Origin of the sequence: Streptomyces sp. AC512_CC834 (assembly GCF_019049325.1) — a bacterium.
In the GTDB taxonomy this organism is placed as follows: Bacteria; Actinomycetota; Actinomycetes; order Streptomycetales; family Streptomycetaceae; genus Streptomyces.
In genome coordinates this window covers 251,767-270,728 of record NZ_JAGMUO010000120.1, presented here as the reverse complement: position 1 = coordinate 270,728, position 18,962 = coordinate 251,767, and the positions used below count along the sequence as shown (strand labels likewise).

The window sequence follows — 18,962 nt, the reverse complement described above, 5'->3', positions numbered from 1 at the left end:
GAACTAGGCTCGGGAAACGCCCGAACCGGGGTTCCGGCGGGTGCCGGCGTGCGGTGGGATCGGGAGTGTGGCCCGTGACGGATCAGGCGGTGGACACGGACGGCGTACGGCTGTCGGAGGACCCTGCTGAGGAAACCGGGTTCCTGGGCCGCACCCGGGAGTTGAAGGAGCTGCGCGCCGACATCGAGCGCGCCGGCCTGGACACCCTCTCCGGCCGCAAGGCCCCCCGCGCGCGCGTGCTGCTCATCGCGGGCCGGCCCGGCTCGGGGCGCACCGCGCTCGCCGAGGAACTGGCGGCCCAGGTCGCGGACAAGTACCCCGACGGCGTGCTGCGGGCCCGGCTGAGCGAACCGGACGGCACCCGCGTGCCCGTGGAGCGCCTCGCCCGGGAACTGCTCGGCGAGCTGGACCACCCCGCCCCGCCCGGGGCCGGCGAGGACGACCTCACCGAGGCCCTGCGCACCGTCCTCGCCGACCGCAGGGTCCTGCTCCTGCTGGACGCCGCCGCCGACGCCGAACAGGTCGACGCCCTGCTGCCGGACACCCCGGACTGCCTGGCCGTGGTCGTGGCCGAGGGCCCGCTGACCGGCATCACGGACGTCCGCCCGTGCACCCTTGGGGGCCTCGACACCAAGTCGGCCGTGGAGCTGCTGTCCCGGCACACCGGCTCGGTCCGCATCACCGTCGACCCCCGGGCCGCCGAACAACTGGCCGAGGTCTGCCAGGCCCAGCCCGCCGCGCTGACCCTGGCCGGCGGCTGGCTCGCCGCCCGTCCCCAGGCGGCCGTCGCCGACCTCGCCAAGCACGTGCACGCGGAGGGCGACGAGGGGACCGCGTTCAGCCGAGTCTTCCGCCTCGTCTACGCCTCCCTGCCCGGCCCCGCCGCCCGGATACTGCGACTGCTCTCCCTCGCCCCGGCCGGCCTGGTCGACCCGCACACCGCCTCCGCGCTCGCCGGCTGCTCGGTGAACGGCGCCCGCAGCACCCTGGACGACTTCGTCGCCCTCGGCCTGGTGCGCGCCGTCGACTCGACGCTGCCCGAGTACGAGGTCCCCGGATGCCTGCACGCCCAGCTCCGGGCCCTCGCCCTGAGACACGACCGGCCCGCCGAGCTCCAGCTCGCCCGCGCCCGCATGCTGGAGCGGACGGTGCGGCTGCTCCAGTCCTGCCGCGCGGTCACCGAGACCGACAGTCCGCAGGCCCGCGAGAAGCTCCTCGCCACGCCGCGCGACCTGCGCTTCCCCCACCCGAGGGCCGCCGCCGACTGGCTGCGCGCCCGGCGCCCCGCCCTGCTGGCCTCGGCCCGCCTCGCGGTCGCCGACGGCGAGCTGGACACCCTCGCCCGCAGGCTGATGTCCCAGCTTGTGCGGGCCATGGTGGCCCACTTCGGCACCCGGGCGGCGGCCCCCGACCTGTACGGCATCCACCGCCTCGTCCTCGACGTGGCCGAACGCCGCGAGCTGCCCCGGGAGAAGGCGGCGGCCCTGCTGAACCTGGCCGACCTGGACGCCCGCACCGGCCGCACCGCCGAGGCCCTGGTGCGCTACCGGGCCGCGCTGGACGCCGGACGCGAGGCGAACGACCCGTACGCCACCGGCCGCGCGATGGAATCCGTGGGCGGCGCCCACCTGGAGCTCGGGGACTACGACCGGGCCGCCGACTGGTTCGGCCGGGCGCTCGCCCAGCGGCTCGCCCGGGACGAGCGGGCCGACGCCGCCCGGATCTACGGCCGCATCGCCACGACCCACACCTACGCCGGCCGCTACGGCGAGGCGGTGCGGTCCTGGCGCGCGGCCCTCGCCGGGTACCGCAAGGCCGACGACGTGGCCGCGCACGCGCGGGCCCTGTCCGAGCTGGCCCGCGTCCAGGAGTACGCCGGGCGCCCCGAGGAATCGCTGCGCACCTGCCAGGAGGCCGTCGACTGGGCCCGCCGGGCCGAGGACGTACGCCTCCAGGCCGCGCTGCACCTGCGGCTCGCCGACACGCTCGACCGGCTCGGCGACCCCACCGCGGCCGGCCTGCAGCGCGGCACTGCGGAGCGCATGCTGAGGGAAGAGTCCGCAGACGCCTGCGAAATCCGCAGCGCGGTGACTGAAGATTGACTCTTTGAAAGGCTGGACAGAGAGAACACCTTCATTAGACTGGCTCTGCCGCGCGTTCTCCTGCGGTCTCTCCCGGTGTGCCCGCGCTTGAGCGGGTATGCCTTGTAATAGCCCATCCTCTGAGCCAAGGACCGTGATCCACGTGAAGGTCGGCATCCCCCGCGAGGTCAAGAACAACGAGTTCCGGGTGGCCATCACCCCCGCCGGCGTGCACGAACTGGTGCGCCACGGTCACCAGGTCGTCATCGAGCGCGACGCCGGCGTCGGCTCCTCGATCCCCGACGCCGAGTACGTCGCGGCCGGCGCGCGGATACTCGACACCGCGGACGAGGTCTGGGCCACCGCCGACCTGGTGCTCAAGGTCAAGGAGCCGATCGCGCAGGAGTACCACCGCCTGCGCAAGGACCAGACGCTCTTCACCTACCTGCACCTGGCCGCCTCCAAGGAATGCACGGACGCGCTCATCGAGTCCGGCACCACCGCGATCGCCTACGAGACGGTCGAGCTGCCCAGCCGCGCGCTGCCACTGCTGGCCCCGATGTCCGAGGTCGCGGGCCGCCTCGCCCCCCAGGTCGGCGCCTACCACCTGATGGCCGCCAACGGCGGCCGCGGCGTGCTGCCCGGCGGAGTTCCCGGCGTGCTGGCCGGCCGGGCCGTCGTCATCGGCGGCGGCGTCTCCGGCTGGAACGCGGCGCAGATCGCCATCGGCATGGGCTTCCACGTGACCCTGCTCGACAAGGACATCAACAAGCTCAAGGAGGCCGACAAGGTCTTCGGCACGAAGATCCAGACCGTCGTCTCCAACGCCTTCGAGCTGGAGAAGGCCTGCCTGGAGGCCGACCTCGTGATCGGCGCCGTGCTGATCCCGGGCGCCAAGGCCCCGAAGCTCGTCACCAACGAGCTGGTGTCCCGGATGAAGCCCGGCAGTGTCCTTGTCGACATCGCGATCGACCAGGGCGGCTGCTTCGAGGACTCGCACCCCACCACCCACGCCGAGCCGACCTTCCCGGTCCACAACTCGGTCTTCTACTGCGTCGCCAACATGCCCGGCGCGGTGCCGAACACCTCCACCTACGCGCTGACCAACGCCACGCTGCCCTACATCGTGGAGCTGGCGGACCGCGGCTGGGCCGAGGCGCTGCGCCGCGACCCCGCGCTGGCCAAGGGTCTCAACACCCATGACGGCAAGGTCGTTTACAAGGAGGTCGCCCAGGCGCACGGCCTCGAGCACGTGGAGTTGGCCTCGCTGCTCGCCTGAGTCGTCACCCGGCCAAGTCGTCACTCGGCCAAGTCATCAACCGGAAAAGGCGATACGTCAACAGTCGCCGTCAACCGCGCACACCCGGCCGGACCTTGCCCGACGAGGTCCGGCCGGGTGTGTGTATGGTCACTTTGCGATTCTCGGTCAACTCGCCTCGAACGTAACGCTTCAACCGATTCGCGCACCGGTGAAACCTGCTGTGCGACGGCCGTACGCCCTTGACAGAGGGATGTTCCATTGCCGACACATCGGGCCGGGTCCGGCGGATTGTGTTGCTGCGGACGGCCGACACGCCATAGAGTCGCCGAACGTCGGCATGGTGCCACGCTGACCTGTCGAGAAGTTCCCTGGTCACCAAGGAGGTAAGACGACTTGTGAATGAGTCGACATTTACTCCCGGGGGTGGTCAACCAGGAATGCCTGCACGGGCCCACGGCCCCGGGCGTCTCGAGGCTGTCGGCTCCGTAGCTGTACGCACCTTCGCAGCCGCCCACCAGAGTCCGCAGGCGACTCGGACAGCACACATGAGTATGGATGGCCAACACGTGAACGCCATGGCCGGTGACGGAAGTGGCGCGTCCCGCAACCACTTCGCCGACTACGACGCACTGCCCGAGGGGCACTTCTACGACCCGGACGCGGAGTACGAACCGGATCCCGAGTACGCCGCCACGCTCGCGCCCGACGCGGCCCGTCAGCGCCGTGAGCGCATCGGCCCGACCGGACGCCCGCTGCCGTACTTCCCGATTCCGGGACCGCTGACCGATCACGGCCCCGCCAAGATCATCGCGATGTGCAACCAGAAGGGCGGCGTGGGCAAGACCACGTCGACCATCAACCTGGGTGCCGCGCTCGCCGAGTACGGGCGCCGGGTGCTGCTCGTCGACTTCGACCCGCAGGGCGCGCTGTCGGTCGGTCTCGGCGTCAACCCGATGGAGCTCGACCTCACCGTCTACAACCTGCTCATGGAGCGGGGCATGGCGGCCGACGAGGTGCTGCTGAAGACGGCGGTCCCCAACATGGACCTGCTGCCCAGCAACATCGACCTGTCGGCGGCCGAGGTGCAGTTGGTGAGCGAAGTCGCGCGCGAGTCGACACTGCAGCGGGCACTGAAGCCGCTGATGGACGACTACGACTACATCGTGATCGACTGCCAGCCCTCGCTCGGCCTGCTGACGGTCAACGCGCTGACGGCCGCGCACAAGGTGATCGTGCCGCTGGAGTGCGAGTTCTTCGCACTGCGCGGTGTGGCCCTCCTGACCGAGACGATCGAGAAGGTCCAGGAGCGGCTCAACCCGGACCTGGAGCTGGACGGCATCCTCGCCACGATGTACGACTCGCGCACGGTGCACAGCCGTGAGGTACTCGCGCGTGTCGTCGAGGCGTTCGACGATCACGTCTACCACACGGTCATCGGGCGCACGGTCCGCTTCCCGGAGACCACGGTCGCCGGTGAGCCGATCACCACGTACGCGTCCAACTCCGTCGGTGCCGCCGCCTACCGCCAGCTCGCCAGGGAGGTGCTCGCCCGGTGTCACGCCGAGTGAGTCTGCCGGGGGCCGACGAACTCTTCCGTACGACAGGGGGAATGGCGCTCCAGTCGTCCTCCCCGCGACGGCCGGCCAACGGGGAAGCCCGGGTGCCGGCGCCGGCGGGGGAGAGCGACCGGGCCGCCGCCGAGGACGCACCGCAGTCGGTGCCCGCGCAGGGCGGTGACGGCGAGGGCGCGGAGCACGCCGCGGCGGACGCGGAACCGGGCTCGGCGGGCGAGTCGCGCAGCCGGGGCGCCGAGCGCTCCACGCGCGGCCCCGGGCCGGGTACGGCGACGCAGGAAGGTTCTGCCGCCGACCGGCCCCGCAAGCGCGGACGGTCCCCTTCGCGCCGTCCCAGCGGCCGGGAGCGCCACGACGAGAAGATCACCGTGTACGTCTCCGCCGAGGAGCTGATGGACCTGGAGCACGCCCGCCTGGTGCTCCGGGGCGAACACGGCCTGGCCGTCGACCGCGGCCGCATCGTCCGCGAGGCGGTCGCCGTGGTCCTCGCCGACCTGGAGACCCGCGGGGACGCCAGCATCCTCGTACGACGGCTGCGCGGGCGGTAGCGGTAGCCTGCGGGGGCCATGACCTCGAACGACGCTCCCAGCCCCGGCGCCCGCGCCGGCCGTCGGCGCGCGCTGGGCACAGGCCCGGCAGAGCGGGTGGCTCCGCCGGTCCCCGAGGAGACACCGCCCGGCACCGGTCCGTCGGCGGCGCCCGCCGCCCCGGAGGCCGCCGAACGCGTCCCGGGGCCGGAACCGGCCCCCGGCCCGGCCGGGGCGCCCCCTGAGGGCCCCAAGGGCCCCGAGGTCCCTGGGGAGCCCGGGGAGGTGCCGTCCGGCTCCGAGTCCCGCGGACCCGAGGCCGTCCCCGAGGCGCCCCTGTCCGGGGCACCGGAATCCACGGCTTCGGGAGCCTCGTCGCGGAGCGGCGCGACCCCTCCGGAATCCTCCCGCACGCCAACCGAGCCGGAGGCGGAGGCGGGCGCACAGCGGTGGCCGGGCCGCCCGGAGGTCGGTGTGCGGCACGAGTCGCAAACGCCGGCGAGCCCTCGGCCGCAGGCCGCGGAACGCGCCCCCAGGACGGAACCGGCCCCCGGCCCTGCCGAGACACCCCCTGCGGGCCCCGAGGTGCCCGAGCAGCCGGTGCCGTCCGGGGCGTCGGGAACGACGGCTTCCGTCCGGGACGCGATCGCCTCTCCGGAGGCCCTGGGGAGCCAACAGCCGTCGGGCGCCGGGGCGCAGACGTCCACCCTGGTGTCCGGGGCCGTGGCGCAGGATGCTGCCGGGGAGGGTGGTGACGCCGGCGACGGAGTCTTCAAGGTGCGGCTCGCCAACTTCGAGGGGCCGTTCGACCTGCTCCTCCAGTTGATCTCCAAGCACAAGATGGACGTCACCGAGGTCGCGCTGTCCAAGGTGACCGACGAGTTCATGGCGCACATCCGGGCGATGGGGCCGGACTGGGACCTCGACGAGACGACCGAGTTCCTGGTGGTCGCGGCCACGCTCCTCGACCTGAAGGCGGCCCGGCTGCTGCCCGCCGCGGAGGTCGAGGACGAGGCCGACCTGGCGCTGCTCGAGGCCCGCGACCTGCTCTTCGCGCGGCTGCTCCAGTACCGCGCGTACAAACAGATCGCGGAGATCTTCAACGAGCGGCTCGAGGCCGAGGCCCGCCGCTACCCCCGTACCGTCGGCCTGGAGCCCCACCACGCCGAGCTGCTGCCCGAGGTCGTCATCAGCATCGGCCCCGAGGGCTTCGCCAAGCTCGCCGTGAAGGCGATGCAGCCCAAGCCGAAGCCGCAGGTGTACGTCGAGCACATCCACGCGCCCCTGGTCAGCGTGCAGGAGCAGGCCGGGATCGTCGTCGCCCGGCTGAAGGAGCTGGGCGAGGCCAGCTTCCGCGTGCTGGTCCAGGACACCGAGGACACGCTGACCGTCGTGGCCCGCTTCCTGGCCCTGCTGGAGCTGTACCGGGAGAAGGCCGTCGAGCTGGACCAGGAGACCGCCCTCGGTGACCTGCTGGTGCGCTGGACGGGAGGCGACGAGGACACCGCGCCGGTGGTGACGGACGAGTTCGACCGGCCGGTCGACGCGGTCGAGGCGGCCGAGTCGACCGAGAAGGAGCGGAAGGCGTGAGTGACGAGACCACGGAGGTCGCGAGCGGGCCGGAAGGCGTCGCCCACCTTGACCTCAAGCCCGCCCTCGAGGCCGTCCTCATGGTCGTCGACGAGCCCGCGACCGAGGAACACCTGGCGAAGATACTGCAGCGGCCCCGCCGGCGGATCGCGGACGCCCTGCGCGAGCTGGCCGACGAGTACACCGTCCAGGGCCGCGGCTTCGAGCTGCGCCTGATCGCGGGCGGCTGGCGCTTCTACAGCCGGCCCGAGTACGCCGCGGCCGTCGAGGGCTTCGTCCTGGACGGCCAGCACGCCCGCCTCACCCAGGCCGCGCTGGAGACCCTCGCCGTGGTCGCCTACCGCCAGCCGGTCAGCCGCAGCCGCGTCTCCGCGGTGCGCGGCGTGAACTGCGACGGCGTGATGCGCACCCTCCTGCAACGGGGTCTGGTGGAGGAGGCGGGCACGGAACCCGAAACAGGTGCGATCCTGTACGTGACGACGAACTACTTCCTGGAGCGGATGGGCCTGCGCGGCCTGGACGAGCTCCCGGAGCTCGCGCCGTTCCTCCCGGAGGCGGCGGCGATCGAGGCCGACACACTGGAAGGGGTCCCGTCGTTCGATCCGGACGCCCCGGATTCCGAGGACGCAGACGACAAGACGGAACTTTGATGCGAAGCAGCAGCGGCAGGAACAGCAGCGGAAACAACGGCGGGAGCCGTGGTGGCAACAGCGGCGGCCGCGGCGGGAGCGGTGGGAGCGGCGGTGGCCGCGGTAACCACCGCGGTGCCGGTGGCAACCGCGACGACAAGCAGGACGGCCGTCCGAAGAAGCCGCGCCCGGAGGAGCGGCGCTACGACGTGGGCCCCGGCGCCACCCAGGACGGTCCGAAGTCGGGCCGCGGCCCCTCGGCCCGCGGCGGTGCCAAGGGCGGCCCGAGGCGGCCCCAGCAGCGGGGGCGCAGCGTCCCGGCGACCTCCCGCGAGTACGAGGCGCGCGCCGAGGAGCGCAACCGTGACCGGTACGCCGGCAAGAAGGACGTCAGGCCGCCCAAGACCTTCCCGGGCGCCGAGCAGGAGGGCGAGCGGCTCCAGAAGGTCCTCGCGCGCGCGGGCTACGGCTCGCGGCGTTCCTGCGAGGAGCTGATCGAGCAGGCGCGGGTCGAGGTCAACGGCGAGATCGTCCTCGAGCAGGGCAAGCGGGTCGATCCCGAGAAGGACGAGGTCAAGGTCGACGGCCTGACCGTGGCGACGCAGTCGTACCAGTTCTTCTCGCTCAACAAGCCCGCCGGTGTCGTCTCCACCATGGAGGACCCGGAGGGCCGGCAGTGCCTCGGTGACTACGTCACCAACCGGGAGACCCGGCTCTTCCACGTGGGCCGCCTCGACACCGAGACCGAGGGTGTCATCCTGCTCACCAACCACGGTGAGCTGGCCCACCGGCTGACCCACCCCCGGTACGGCGTGAAGAAGACCTACCTCGCGCACATCGTGGGCCCGATCCCGCGCGACCTCGGCAAGCGCCTCAAGGACGGCATCCAACTGGAGGACGGGTACGCGCGCGCGGACCACTTCCGGGTCGTCGAGCAGACCGGCAAGAACTACCTGGTCGAGGTCACCCTCCACGAGGGCCGCAAGCACATCGTGCGCCGGATGCTGGCGGAGGCGGGCTTCCCCGTCGACCAACTGGTGCGCACCGGCTTCGGCCCGATCACCCTGGGCGACCAGAAGTCGGGCTGGCTGCGCCGGCTGTCCAACACGGAGGTCGGCATGCTGATGGCGGAGGTCGAACTCTAAGCCGACTCCGGGCCGACTGCAGACCGACTCCAGGTCGCCGTTGCCGTAGAGGGCTTGTACCGACCGGCCACCCCCTTTATAGTCGAAGTGACTATTAAAGGGGGTGGCCGGTCGTGCACGGCTACGACAAGCACGCATTCGAGCCCTTCGCCGTCACCGTCGACCTCGCCGTCCTCACGCTGCGCGCGGGCGCGCTGCACGTGCTGCTCGTCGAGCGGGGACAGGAGCCCCACGCCGGCCGCTGGGCGCTGCCCGGCGGCTTCCTGCTGCCGGACGAGTCGGCGGAGACGGCCGCCCGGCGCGAACTGGCCGAGGAGACCGGACTCGCGGATGTGACCGGACTGCATCTGGAGCAGCTACGGACCTACAGCGAACCCGGCCGTGACCCCCGGATGAGGGTCGTCTCCGTCGCCTTCGCCGCCCTGCTGCCCCACCCTCCCGAGCCGCACGCCGGGACCGACGCCGCCGAGGCCCGCTGGGTGCCGCACGCCAGGGCCCAGGGCCTCGCCTTCGACCACGACCGGATCCTGGCCGACGCCCGGGAACGCGTCGGCGCCAAGCTCGAGTACACCTGCCTGGCCACCGCCTTCTGCCCGGCCGAGTTCACGCTCGGCGAGCTTCAGCAGGTCTACGAGACGGTGTGGGGCACGGCCCTGGACCGGCCCAACTTCCGGCGCAAGGTCCTCGCCACCCCGGGCTTCGTCGAGCCCGTTCCGGGCGCCGCCCGACTGACCGGAGGCCGCGGCAAACCGGCCGCGCTGTACCGCGCCGGCCCGGCCGGCTCCCTGCACCCGCCCCTGCTGCGCACCCCTCGGGAAGGACGCCCCGCATGAACTCGACCACCGTCACCAAGCGCGCCGCCACCGGAGTGCTCACCGGCCTCGCCCTCGGCGACGCGCTGGGCTTCCCCACCGAGTTCAACGACGTCCCCTCCATCCTCGCCAAGTGCGGCCCCTGGCGCGAGATGGCGCTGCCCGACCCCGCGTTCGTCACCGACGACACGCAGATGACGCTGGCCCTGGGCAAGGGGCTGCGGACGGCCATGGACCGGGGGGTCCTGGCGCCCGAGGGGATGACCGAGCCCGTACGGCAGGAGTTCATCACCTGGAACCGGTCCCCGGAGAACAACCGGGCCCCCGGCAACACCTGCCTCACGGCCTGCGACCTCCTGGAGCGGCCGGACCGCCCCTGGCAGGACGCCAGCCAGGTCGGCTCCAAGGGCTGCGGCGCCAACATGCGCGTCGCGCCCGTCGGACTCGTCCCCGGGCTCAGTGACGAACAGCGCGCGGGCGCCGCCCAGTTGCAGTCCGCGCTCACCCACGGGCACCCCACCGCCCTCGCCGCCTCCGACCTCACCGCGCACGCCGTCCGCCTGCTCGCCGAGGGGGCCGAGCCGACCGGACTGGTCGGGCTGCTGCGGTCGTACGCCTACGACAACCGCACCCGCTACCACGAGCGCTGGCTCGGCGACCTGTGGACCCGCGCCCAGGACCCCACGCCCGAACACTTCGTCGCGCGCGGCTGGGACGAGTGCCTGGGGATACTCGACCGCCTCCAGGAGGCGGTGCGCACCGCCTCGCCCGAGACCGACCCCTGCCTGGCCGTCGGCCAGGGCTGGATCGCCGAGGAGGCCATGGCGGCAGGCCTGCTCTGCTTCCTGCTCTTCGTCGACGAGCCGCTGACCGCCCTGCGGCGCGGCGCCTGCACCTCCGGCGACTCCGACTCCATCGCCTGCCTCGCGGGCGCCTTCGCCGGCGCCCACCTGGGCGCCGGCGCCTGGCCGGCCGAGTGGGCCGACCGCATCGAGCACCGGGGCGACCTGCTGGCCCTCGGAGCACTCTGGGACGCTTGAGCCCATGATCGACGCCCTGGACATCGACTTGGCTCCGGTGGTGGCCGAACAGCCTTTCCCGGTGCTGTTCGCCACCGTCTCCGGCGCCCACCTCTACGGCTTCCCGTCCCGCGACTCGGACGTCGACCTGCGCGGCGTGCACCTGCTGCCCGCCGCCGACCTGGTGGGGCTGCGCGAACCGGAGGAGACCAGGTCGCGGATGTGGGACCGGGACGGCGTCGAGATGGATCTGGTCACCCACGACCTGCGCAAGTTCGTACGGCTGATGCTCCGCCGCAACGGCTACGTGCTCGAGCAGTTGCTCTCCCCGCTGGTCGTGCACACCACCGACGCGCACCGGGAACTGGCCGCCCTCGCGCCGGACGTCCTCACCTCCCACCACGCCCACCACTACCGGGGATTCGCCCAGACCCAGTGGCGCCTGTTCGAGAAGACCGGCGAGCTGAAGCCGCTCCTGTACACCTTCCGGGTCCTGCTCACCGGCATCCACCTGATGCGCTCCGGCGAGGTCCAGCCGCATCTGCCCACGCTCCTCGGGGAGGTCGACGCGGCCCCGGCCTACCTGCCCGAGCTGATCGCCGCCAAGGCCGAGCGCGAGCACGGGGACGCCGGCGTCGGGCACGCGCGCGTGCGGGCCGACGTGGAGCGGCTGCACACCGTGCTGGACCGGGCGCAGGCCGCGTCAGCGCTCCCCGACGCCCCGACCACCGCCCACGACGCCCTGCACGACTTCGTCGTACGGATCCGGCTGGAGCGCTGAGGCGCGGCGGGTGCGGACGAGGAAGTCCTCCACGCGGCGCCGGTCCGGCTCCTCGGGCAGCGGGCTGCGCCGGGCGGCCTCCTCGCCCTCCTCGGCCAGCCGCGTCATCCGCGCCTCCACCTCCGGCCAGGGCACCTCGCCGCGCTTCACGGCGAGCAGCGGCTCCCGCCGGTCGCCGACGTCGATGGTGAGCGTGCCCGTGCGCAGCAGGTCGCGGGCGGAGGTCAGCAGCCGCAGCAGGTGCATCGCGTGTTTCCAGCGCGGGGCGCCGTGGGCGCGCACGTCGGCGTCCAGTTTGCGGCGCTGGGCGTGCGCGTAGCGGGTGAACGTCTCGTACGCCCGGCGGGAGAGGAACGCCTCGCGCAGGGCGAGCAGTTCGCGGCCCGTGTCGTCGGCGTACTCCACCAGCGGGGAGTGCAGGCACTCCAGGATGTTCGGGTTGGCGCGCAGGGCCAGCTCGCAGAAGCGCTCCAGCTCCCAGCCGAACTGCTCCTCGGCCGGGCCCTCCACGTGCGTCGGCGGCTTCTCGAAGCGCCAGAACAGCGGGGTCGGGGCGAGGAAGACACCCCGGCGGTCGGTGTCGCTGCCCTCCGTCGCCAGACCGAAGGCGCGCGAACCCATGACACAGGCGTAGATCGTGTGGTCGCGTACCAGGGTCTCGGGTTCCATGCCCGGAGCGTACGCGGGCGGCTCACGCCGAACGGATCGAATTTCCCTCCACCGCGATCCGCTCCTCGGGCAGCGGCCTCGTCGCCGGTCCCTGCGCGACCGCGCCGTCGGTGATGCTGAACCTGCTGCCGTGGCAGGCGCAGTCGATGGTGCCGTCCCGCACCGTCGACACCAGGCAGTTCTGGTGCGTGCAGACCGCCGAGAACGCCTTGAACTCGCCCTGCTCCGGCTGGGTCACCACGATCTTCTCGTCCGGGAAGATCTTCCCGCCGCCGACCGGGATGTCGCTCGTCGGCGCCAGCTCCTGTCCCGGCGAGGCGGCCGAGGAGTCGCCGTCGCCGTCACCGTCGCCACCTCCGTCGCCGCAGCCCACGGCGAGCGCCGCCGTGCCCGTGCAGAGGAGGACCGTACGGCGGGTCGGGGTGTGGGTCATCTCGCAGCTCCGGGGGAGGGGGGTACCGGCCGCGGCCAGCGTCTCAGGAGACGGGCGCCGCGGGCCGGTACGCGGCGGGCTGACTAGGCTGGACGGACCAAGAACCGATCAGCGAGGAGCATCGTCGTGGCGGTACGAGCGGTCCGGGGCGCAGTCCAACTGGAGCGGGACGAGGCCGGGCACATGGACGAGCAGGTCGCGGCCCTGCTGACCGCCGTCATGGAGCGCAACGCCCTGACGGTCGACGACCTGATCAGCCTGTGGTTCACGGCCACCCCCGACCTGCACAGCGACTTCCCGGCCGCCGCGGCCCGCGGGCTCGGCATCACCGACGTACCGCTGATCTGCGCCCAGGAACTGGACATCGAGGGCGCCATGCCCCGCGTCGTGAGGGTCCTCGCCCACATCGAATCCGACCGGCCCCGCGCCGACATCGCCCACGTCTACCTCGGCGCCGCCGCGGCCCTGCGCAAGGACATCGCCCAGTGAGAACCGCACTCGTCATCGGCACCGGCCTCATCGGCACCTCCGCCGCCCTCGCCCTCACCGCCAGGGGCGTCACCGTCCACCTCGCCGACCACGACCCCGAGCAGGCCCGTACGGCCGCCGCGCTCGGCGCGGGCACCGAGCAGGCCCCGGACGCGCCCGTCGACCTGGCGATCGTCGCGGCCCCGCCCGCCCTGGTGGCCGACGTGCTCGCCGACGCCATGGGACGCGGCGCCGCCCGCGGGTACATCGACGTGGCCAGCGTCAAGGGCGGCCCCCGGCGGGAGCTGGAGACGCGCGGGCTCGACCTGTCGTCGTACATCGGCACCCACCCCATGTCCGGCCGTGAGAAGTCCGGCCCGCTGGCCGCCACCGCGGACCTCTTCGAGGGCCGCCCGTGGGTGCTCACCCCGACCCGGGACACCGACACCGAGGTGCTGAACCTCGCCCTGGAGCTGGTCTCGCACTGCCGCGCGGTGCCGGTCGTGATGGACGCCGACGCCCACGACCGCGCCGTGGCCCTCGTCTCCCACATGCCCCACCTGGTCTCCAGCATGGTCGCCGCACGCCTGGAGCACGCCGAGGAGGCAGCCGTACGGCTGTGCGGGCAGGGCATCCGCGACGTGACCCGGATCGCCGCCTCCGACCCCCGGATGTGGATCGACATCCTCTCCGCCAACCCGGGGCCGGTCGCCGACCTGCTCACCGACGTCTCCGCCGACCTGGAGGAGACGGTACGGGCCCTGCGCGCCCTGCAGTCCGCCGACGAGGACAAGCGCAGCGAGGGCGGCACCGGCATCGCCGAGGTGCTGCGGCGCGGCAACGCCGGACAGGTCCGCGTCCCGGGCAAGCACGGATCGGCGCCGCGGACCTACGAGACGGTGGCCGTCCTCATCGACGACCAGCCCGGCCAGCTCGCCCGCATCTTCGCGGACGCGGGACGGGCCGGGGTCAACATCGAGGACGTACGCATCGAGCACGCGACCGGGCAGCAGGCGGGCCTGGTGCAGCTCATGGTGGAGCCGAGGGCCGCCGCCGTGCTCACGGCGTCGCTCAAGGAACGGGGCTGGGCGATCCGGCAGTGACCGCGAGCCACACAGGCCGCTCGGGGAACAGGGCTGTCAGAGGGGCTCCCCGGGCCCGGTAACCTAGGGCCTGTCTGATGATTCCCGTCTGCCCGGCGACGCCTGGCACGCACGCACGCTCGCCGCGTTGCCGAAACGCCCGCGTGGCTCCTCCCCCACTGCCTGAACGGCGTGGGAGGGACCCCCACCGAGGGCGCTCCGGCGCCTTGCGATCGCACGCACCAGACGCCGCCGGGCCCGCCCTCCGGGCGGACGACGGGAATCATCAGACAGGCCCTGTGCGGGACGCGCTCGCGTCCCGCACACCACCCACCGCACCGCACCAGGAAGGTGTCCCCTCGTGGAAAACGGCGCCGCCCCGACCGTCCCGGCCGTGATTGTCGCCATCGACGGCCCCTCCGGCACGGGCAAGTCGAGCACGTCGAAGGCCGTGGCCGCACAGCTCGGCCTGAGCTACCTGGACACCGGGGCCCAGTACCGGGCGATCACGTGGTGGATGGTCAGCAACGGCATCGACACCGACGACCCGCACGCCGTCGCCGCCGCGGCCGGCAAGCCCGAGATCGTCTCCGGCACCGACCCGGCGGGCCCGGCCATCACGGTCGACGGCGTGGACGTGGCCGGCCCGATCCGCACCCAGGAGGTCACCTCCAAGGTCAGCGCGGTCAGCGCCGTACCGGAGATCCGCGCCCGGATCACCGAACTCCAGCGCTCCATCGCCACCGCCGCGCCGCTCGGCATCGTCGTCGAGGGCCGCGACATCGGCACCACCGTGCTGCCGGACGCCGACCTGAAGATCTTCCTCACCGCCTCGGCGGAGGCCCGCGCCGCCCGCCGCAGCGGCGAACTGAAGGGCGCCGACGTCAACGCCACCCGCGAGGCCCTGATCAAGCGGGACGCGGCCGACTCCACCCGCAAGACCTCGCCGCTGGCCAAGGCCGGCGACGCGGTCGAGGTGGACACCACCGCCCTCACCCTCCCGCAGGTCATCGAGTGCGTCGTCACCCTCGTCGAGGAGAAGCGGGCGGGCAAGTGACCGAACCCTCCGTTGTGCCCGTCCCCTCCGAGAAGGGCGCCGAGGTCGGGCGCCGCATCGGCGTCGGCCTGATGTACGGGCTGTGGAAGCCGCGCGTGCTCGGCGCCTGGCGGGTGCCCGCCACCGGCCCGCTGATCTACGCCGTCAACCACGCGCACAACATCGACGGCCCGATGGTCATGGGCGTGGCACCCCGGCCGACGCACTTCCTGATCAAGAAGGAGGCGTTCATCGGCCCGCTCGGACGCTTCCTGACCGGCATCGGCCAGCTCCAGGTGGACCGCCACTCCACCGACCGCACGGCCATCGCCCGGGCCTTGGGCGTACTGGACGACGGCGGCGTCCTGGGCATCTTCCCGGAGGGCACCCGGGGCGAGGGCGACTTCGCCTCACTGCGCGCCGGGCTCGCCTACTTCGCGGTGCGCAGCGGCGCGCCGATCGTCCCGGTCGCGGTGCTGGGAAGCACGGACCGTCCCGGACGGTTGATAAAGGCGCTGCCCCCGCTGCGCTCCCGCGTGGACGTCGTCTTCGGCGACCCCTTCGACGCGGGCGACGGCAGCGGGCGGCGCACCCGCAGGGCGCTGGACGAGGCCACCGAACGCATCCAGAAGCAGCTCACCGCGCACCTGGAGAACGCCAGGCGCCTCACCGGGCGCCGAGTGACACTTGAGTAGTGGATCACCCGGTACAGGGTGCGCCACCGATCACCACGATGAACGAGGTACGAACTTCATGAACGACCACATCCACTCCGAGGGCTCGGGCGGGGAGCACGACCACGGGGCGCTCGGCGACGCCGAGTACACGCAGTTCATGGAGCTGGCCACCGAAGAGGGCTTCGACGTCGAGGAGGTCGAGGGCGCGATCGAGGAGGCCGGGCACGGCCCGCTGCCGGTCCTCGCCGTCGTCGGCCGCCCCAATGTCGGCAAGTCGACCCTGGTGAACCGCATCATCGGCCGCCGCGAGGCCGTCGTCGAGGACAAGCCCGGCGTGACCCGCGACCGTGTCACCTACGAGGCCGAGTGGGCGGGCCGCCGCTTCAAGGTCGTCGACACCGGCGGCTGGGAGCAGGACGTCCTCGGCATCGACGCCTCCGTGGCGGCCCAGGCCGAGTACGCGATCGAGGCCGCCGACGCGGTCGTCTTCGTCGTGGACGCCAAGGTCGGCGCCACCGACACCGACGAGGCGGTCGTACGGCTGCTGCGCAAGGCGGGCAAGCCCGTCGTGCTGTGCGCCAACAAGGTGGACGGCCAGAGCGGCGAGGCCGACGCCTCCTACCTGTGGGCGCTCGGACTGGGGGAGCCGCACCCGGTCTCCGCGCTGCACGGCCGCGGCACCGGCGACATGCTGGACAAGGTCCTGGAGGCCCTGCCCGAGGCCCCCGCCCAGACCTTCGGCACCGGCCTCGGCGGCCCGCGCCGCATCGCCCTGATCGGACGCCCCAACGTCGGCAAGTCCTCGCTGCTGAACAAGGTGGCGGGTGAGGAGCGCGTCGTCGTCAACGAACAGGCCGGCACCACCCGCGACCCGGTCGACGAGCTGATCGAACTGGGCGGCGTGACCTGGAAGTTCGTCGACACGGCGGGCATCCGCAAGCGCGTCCACCTCCAGCAGGGCGCCGACTACTACGCCTCGCTGCGCACCGCCGCCGCCGTCGAGAAGGCCGAGGTGGCCGTCGTCCTCATCGACGCCTCCGAGTCGATCTCGGTCCAGGACCAGCGGATCGTCACCATGGCCGTCGAGGCGGGACGCGCGATCGTCGTCGCCTACAACAAGTGGGACACCCTCGACGAGGAGCGCCGCTACTACCTGGAGCGGGAGATCGAGACCGAGCTGGCCCAGGTGGCGTGGGCGCCGCGGGTCAACGTCTCGGCGCAGACCGGCCGCCACATGGAGAAGCTGGTCCCCGCGATCGAGACCGCCCTGGCCGGCTGGGAGACCCGGGTCCCCACGGGCCGCCTCAACGCCTTCCTCGGCGAGCTGGTCGCCGCCCACCCGCACCCGGTCCGGGGCGGCAAGCAGCCGCGCATCCTCTTCGGGACGCAGGCGGGCACCAAGCCCCCGCGGTTCGTGCTCTTCGCCTCCGGCTTCATCGAGGCGGGCTACCGGCGCTTCATCGAGCGCCGGCTGCGCGAGGAGTTCGCCTTCGAGGGCACGCCGATCCACATCTCCGTGCGGGTGCGCGAGAAGCGCGGCGCGAAGAAGAAGTAGGACCCCCGACAGTGAGAGAGGGCGACCCCGGCCGGGGTCGCCCTCTCTCACTGTCGGGAGGCGGTCAGCCCCCTGCGTGCGGGGCCGGTGGCAGCGCGGCCGGGACGTGGTGCGTGCCGCCGACGCGCTGCCACACCGACTGCTGGCCGACGCGGGCGCTCTGGGCCCCCGCGCTGTAGGCGCTGTAGGCGCCTCTGCTGCGCGGGATGCTCCTGAAGGCCGTGAATCCCAGCTCCTCCTCACCGCTGCGATCGCCCGGCAGCGATCGGAAGGACCGGACGTACTCGGCGTAGAGCGCGTCGTAGATCGGAGTGGCCGAGGGGCCGCCGTGGCGGTGGAAGGCGTCGTATGCGTACACGTATGTCCAAACGACCCCGCGCTGGAAGGGATGCGGCCCAGGTGGCAGCCGTCCGGCAGGCGTGTGAGCGGGCTCAGGTCCCCGCCAGCGGCAGCGCCGCCGCGACGAGCTGCCCGTTCGCCGCCGCCTTGTCCAGCGCGTCCCGCAGCAGGTCCTCGCGCGGCTGCCGGCCGATCGACCCGACGGGCGCCGCGAACATCAGCACCTGCTGGTGCTTGTTGGCCGCCGTGCGCCAGCCCTCGGTGACCTGGAGCGGCTGGTGTGCCTGCCACCAGGCGACCGGCCGGCCGCCGTTCGTCCCGGGCTGGAGCACCGCGTGCAGCTGGCCCGTCGCGAGCAGGACCGACCAGCCGTGCAGCACGGCGGGCGCGGACGACAGCTCGGTGACCGGCATGAAGCCCTGCTCGATCAGGAGCGGCAGGAAGTCGTCGCCGGCCCCGGCGGTGCCGGGCCGCGCGATGGGCGCGGTCGGCTCCACCACGAGGGCCGGGTGCAGCTCCCCGGCGATCAGGATCAGTCCGCTGGTCACACCCAGCACGGCCTGCTCGGACGCGGCCTGCTCGGGCGCGGCCGGCGCGGACTCCGGGCGGTCCTGGTCGGCGCTGATGGACCGCACGGCCCCCTGGAGCTGCTCCTCGGTGACCTTGACGACCTGCGAGGGCAGACAGCCGGAGTGGGCGAAGGCGAGCACGGCGGTCTCGTCCCCGATGAAGAGGACGGTGCTGGTGCGCTCCTGCTCACAGTCGCCCGGGGTGCGGCAGGACGTGCAGTCGTAGCTGCCCGGGGCGGACTCCCCGGCGAGCAGGCGGTCGGCTTCTTCGTCGCCGATCTCGGCGCGTACGTCGTCGCTGACGTCGAGCATGCGCGGCACGGGTGGCTCCCTCGGGATGCGGTGCGTGACCGGACCGGGTGGCTCCCGGGCCGTGGTCCGGGCGGGTCCCCGGCTCATGCAAAGACAACGGGTGATCTGTGGCGGGAGTCACGCCCCATGGCCAACGGAATCGAACCGTGCGCGGCGTGCGGGCGTCTGCCGGCGGTGATCGCCGCAACACACCCAAGTGCCGTGCCGTATAACGGGGTTGGGTCGATGAGACAGTCCGCGGCCGTCCCGCCCGAGAGTCGACAAATCAGGAAATCAGTGAATTAACCGGGTGGCCGGAAAGGGCCGTCCTCCGGTCGTGACCACATCGCAATCGGACACGGACAACCAGAAGGCGGGGTTCCGGGTCTAACCGGACGACGGGAAGAGTCAGGGAGGAACCGCA

At 72.7% G+C, this 18,962-nt stretch carries 19 protein-coding genes; 15 read left to right on the top strand and 4 right to left on the bottom strand.

Annotation, left to right across the window (positions count from 1 at the left end):
- Nucleotides 1-74 precede the first annotated feature (74 nt).
- The 10 genes from KUM40_RS38025 (at nucleotide 75) to KUM40_RS37980 (ending at nucleotide 11,419) form a co-directional block, all read left to right on the top strand.
- Nucleotides 75-2,102 (top strand): tetratricopeptide repeat protein, encoded by a 2,028-nt coding sequence (locus tag KUM40_RS38025; protein WP_217170885.1) that lies wholly within the window; start codon nucleotides 75-77, stop codon nucleotides 2,100-2,102.
- 133 nt (nucleotides 2,103-2,235) lie between these two features.
- On the top strand, nucleotides 2,236-3,360 hold the full coding sequence (gene ald / locus KUM40_RS38020) for an alanine dehydrogenase (protein WP_217170884.1): 1,125 nt from the start codon (nucleotides 2,236-2,238) through the stop codon (nucleotides 3,358-3,360).
- 419 nt (nucleotides 3,361-3,779) lie between these two features.
- Complete coding sequence (locus KUM40_RS38015) at nucleotides 3,780-4,910, top strand: ParA family protein (RefSeq protein ID WP_217170883.1); 1,131 nt, start codon at nucleotides 3,780-3,782, stop codon at nucleotides 4,908-4,910.
- Nucleotides 4,911-4,951: 41 nt separating this feature from the next.
- Entirely contained in the window at nucleotides 4,952-5,464 is a 513-nt protein-coding gene (locus tag KUM40_RS38010; protein WP_254396251.1) for a hypothetical protein, read from the top strand.
- 264 nt (nucleotides 5,465-5,728) lie between these two features.
- Entirely contained in the window at nucleotides 5,729-7,033 is a 1,305-nt protein-coding gene (locus KUM40_RS42520; protein ID WP_374227464.1) for a segregation/condensation protein A, read from the top strand.
- The gene (gene scpB / locus KUM40_RS38000) at nucleotides 7,030-7,683 is read left to right on the top strand and encodes an SMC-Scp complex subunit ScpB (RefSeq protein ID WP_217170881.1); all 654 of its coding nucleotides are present in this window, start codon (nucleotides 7,030-7,032) and stop codon (nucleotides 7,681-7,683) included. The genes KUM40_RS42520 and scpB overlap by 4 nt, the downstream gene beginning before the upstream one ends.
- Nucleotides 7,683-8,807: a pseudouridine synthase gene (locus tag KUM40_RS37995; protein WP_217170880.1), complete on the top strand. Its 1,125-nt coding sequence runs from the start codon at nucleotides 7,683-7,685 to the stop codon at nucleotides 8,805-8,807. Before scpB ends, KUM40_RS37995 begins: the two co-directional genes overlap by 1 nt.
- A gap of 113 nt (nucleotides 8,808-8,920) precedes the next feature.
- A complete protein-coding gene (locus tag KUM40_RS42275) occupies nucleotides 8,921-9,640 on the top strand; it encodes an NUDIX domain-containing protein (protein ID WP_217170879.1) in 720 nt (239 codons plus the stop codon).
- Nucleotides 9,637-10,659 (top strand): ADP-ribosylglycohydrolase family protein, encoded by a 1,023-nt coding sequence (locus KUM40_RS37985; protein ID WP_217170878.1) that lies wholly within the window; start codon nucleotides 9,637-9,639, stop codon nucleotides 10,657-10,659. Before KUM40_RS42275 ends, KUM40_RS37985 begins: the two co-directional genes overlap by 4 nt.
- Before the next feature lie 4 nt (nucleotides 10,660-10,663).
- A complete protein-coding gene (locus tag KUM40_RS37980) occupies nucleotides 10,664-11,419 on the top strand; it encodes a nucleotidyltransferase domain-containing protein (protein ID WP_217170877.1) in 756 nt (251 codons plus the stop codon).
- On the opposite strand, the gene KUM40_RS37975 is transcribed toward KUM40_RS37980, so the two are convergent.
- Entirely contained in the window at nucleotides 11,342-12,088 is a 747-nt protein-coding gene (locus tag KUM40_RS37975; RefSeq protein WP_217170876.1) for a DNA polymerase beta superfamily protein, read from the bottom strand. The two genes, KUM40_RS37980 and KUM40_RS37975, sit on opposite strands and share 78 nt — an antisense overlap.
- Before the next feature lie 22 nt (nucleotides 12,089-12,110).
- The gene (locus KUM40_RS37970) at nucleotides 12,111-12,521 is read right to left on the bottom strand and encodes a Rieske (2Fe-2S) protein (RefSeq protein WP_217170875.1); all 411 of its coding nucleotides are present in this window, start codon (nucleotides 12,519-12,521) and stop codon (nucleotides 12,111-12,113) included.
- 126 nt (nucleotides 12,522-12,647) lie between these two features.
- Between KUM40_RS37970 and aroH the strand changes: the two genes are divergently transcribed.
- The 5 genes from aroH to der all read left to right on the top strand — a co-directional run bounded on the left by aroH (nucleotide 12,648) and on the right by der (nucleotide 17,339).
- On the top strand, nucleotides 12,648-13,010 hold the full coding sequence (aroH, locus tag KUM40_RS37965) for a chorismate mutase (protein ID WP_217170874.1): 363 nt from the start codon (nucleotides 12,648-12,650) through the stop codon (nucleotides 13,008-13,010).
- Nucleotides 13,007-14,092 carry a prephenate dehydrogenase gene (locus tag KUM40_RS37960; RefSeq protein WP_217170873.1) on the top strand — a complete coding sequence of 362 codons (1,086 nt, stop codon included), beginning with the start codon at nucleotides 13,007-13,009 and terminating at the stop codon, nucleotides 14,090-14,092. Before aroH ends, KUM40_RS37960 begins: the two co-directional genes overlap by 4 nt.
- A gap of 340 nt (nucleotides 14,093-14,432) precedes the next feature.
- Nucleotides 14,433-15,128, top strand: a complete 696-nt coding sequence (cmk, locus tag KUM40_RS37955) for a (d)CMP kinase (protein ID WP_217170872.1) — start codon at nucleotides 14,433-14,435, stop codon at nucleotides 15,126-15,128.
- A 71-nt stretch (nucleotides 15,129-15,199) separates the two neighbouring features.
- A complete protein-coding gene (locus KUM40_RS37950; RefSeq protein ID WP_254396298.1) occupies nucleotides 15,200-15,802 on the top strand; it encodes a 1-acyl-sn-glycerol-3-phosphate acyltransferase in 603 nt (200 codons plus the stop codon).
- Between the two features lie 58 nt (nucleotides 15,803-15,860).
- Nucleotides 15,861-17,339: a ribosome biogenesis GTPase Der gene (gene der / locus KUM40_RS37945; protein ID WP_217170870.1), complete on the top strand. Its 1,479-nt coding sequence runs from the start codon at nucleotides 15,861-15,863 to the stop codon at nucleotides 17,337-17,339.
- A gap of 64 nt (nucleotides 17,340-17,403) precedes the next feature.
- Here the strand turns inward: der and KUM40_RS37940 are convergent, their stop codons facing one another.
- Together KUM40_RS37940 and KUM40_RS37935 are read right to left on the bottom strand one after the other, a co-directional pair.
- Nucleotides 17,404-17,697 carry a hypothetical protein gene (locus KUM40_RS37940; protein ID WP_217170869.1) on the bottom strand — a complete coding sequence of 98 codons (294 nt, stop codon included), beginning with the start codon at nucleotides 17,695-17,697 and terminating at the stop codon, nucleotides 17,404-17,406.
- Between the two features lie 73 nt (nucleotides 17,698-17,770).
- Nucleotides 17,771-18,568, bottom strand: coding sequence for a hypothetical protein (locus tag KUM40_RS37935; RefSeq protein ID WP_217170868.1), 798 nt, complete (start codon nucleotides 18,566-18,568; stop codon nucleotides 17,771-17,773).
- Nucleotides 18,569-18,962: the final 394 nt, after the last annotated feature.

Excerpts from the sequence above, each read along its gene's own strand:
- KUM40_RS37980 (WP_217170877.1), top strand. The coding sequence starts at position 10,664 with ATGATCGACGCCCTGGACATCGACTTGGCTCCGGTGGTGGCCGAACAG.
- KUM40_RS37950 (WP_254396298.1), top strand. The coding sequence starts at position 15,200 with ATGTACGGGCTGTGGAAGCCGCGCGTGCTCGGCGCCTGGCGGGTGCCC.
- KUM40_RS37975 (WP_217170876.1), bottom strand. The coding sequence starts at position 12,088 with ATGGAACCCGAGACCCTGGTACGCGACCACACGATCTACGCCTGTGTC.
- KUM40_RS37985 (WP_217170878.1), top strand. The coding sequence starts at position 9,637 with ATGAACTCGACCACCGTCACCAAGCGCGCCGCCACCGGAGTGCTCACC.
- KUM40_RS37970 (WP_217170875.1), bottom strand. The coding sequence starts at position 12,521 with ATGACCCACACCCCGACCCGCCGTACGGTCCTCCTCTGCACGGGCACG.
- der (WP_217170870.1), top strand. The coding sequence starts at position 15,861 with ATGAACGACCACATCCACTCCGAGGGCTCGGGCGGGGAGCACGACCAC.
- KUM40_RS37995 (WP_217170880.1), top strand. The coding sequence starts at position 7,683 with ATGCGAAGCAGCAGCGGCAGGAACAGCAGCGGAAACAACGGCGGGAGC.
- KUM40_RS38010 (WP_254396251.1), top strand. The coding sequence starts at position 4,952 with ATGGCGCTCCAGTCGTCCTCCCCGCGACGGCCGGCCAACGGGGAAGCC.
- KUM40_RS38015 (WP_217170883.1), top strand. The coding sequence starts at position 3,780 with ATGCCTGCACGGGCCCACGGCCCCGGGCGTCTCGAGGCTGTCGGCTCC.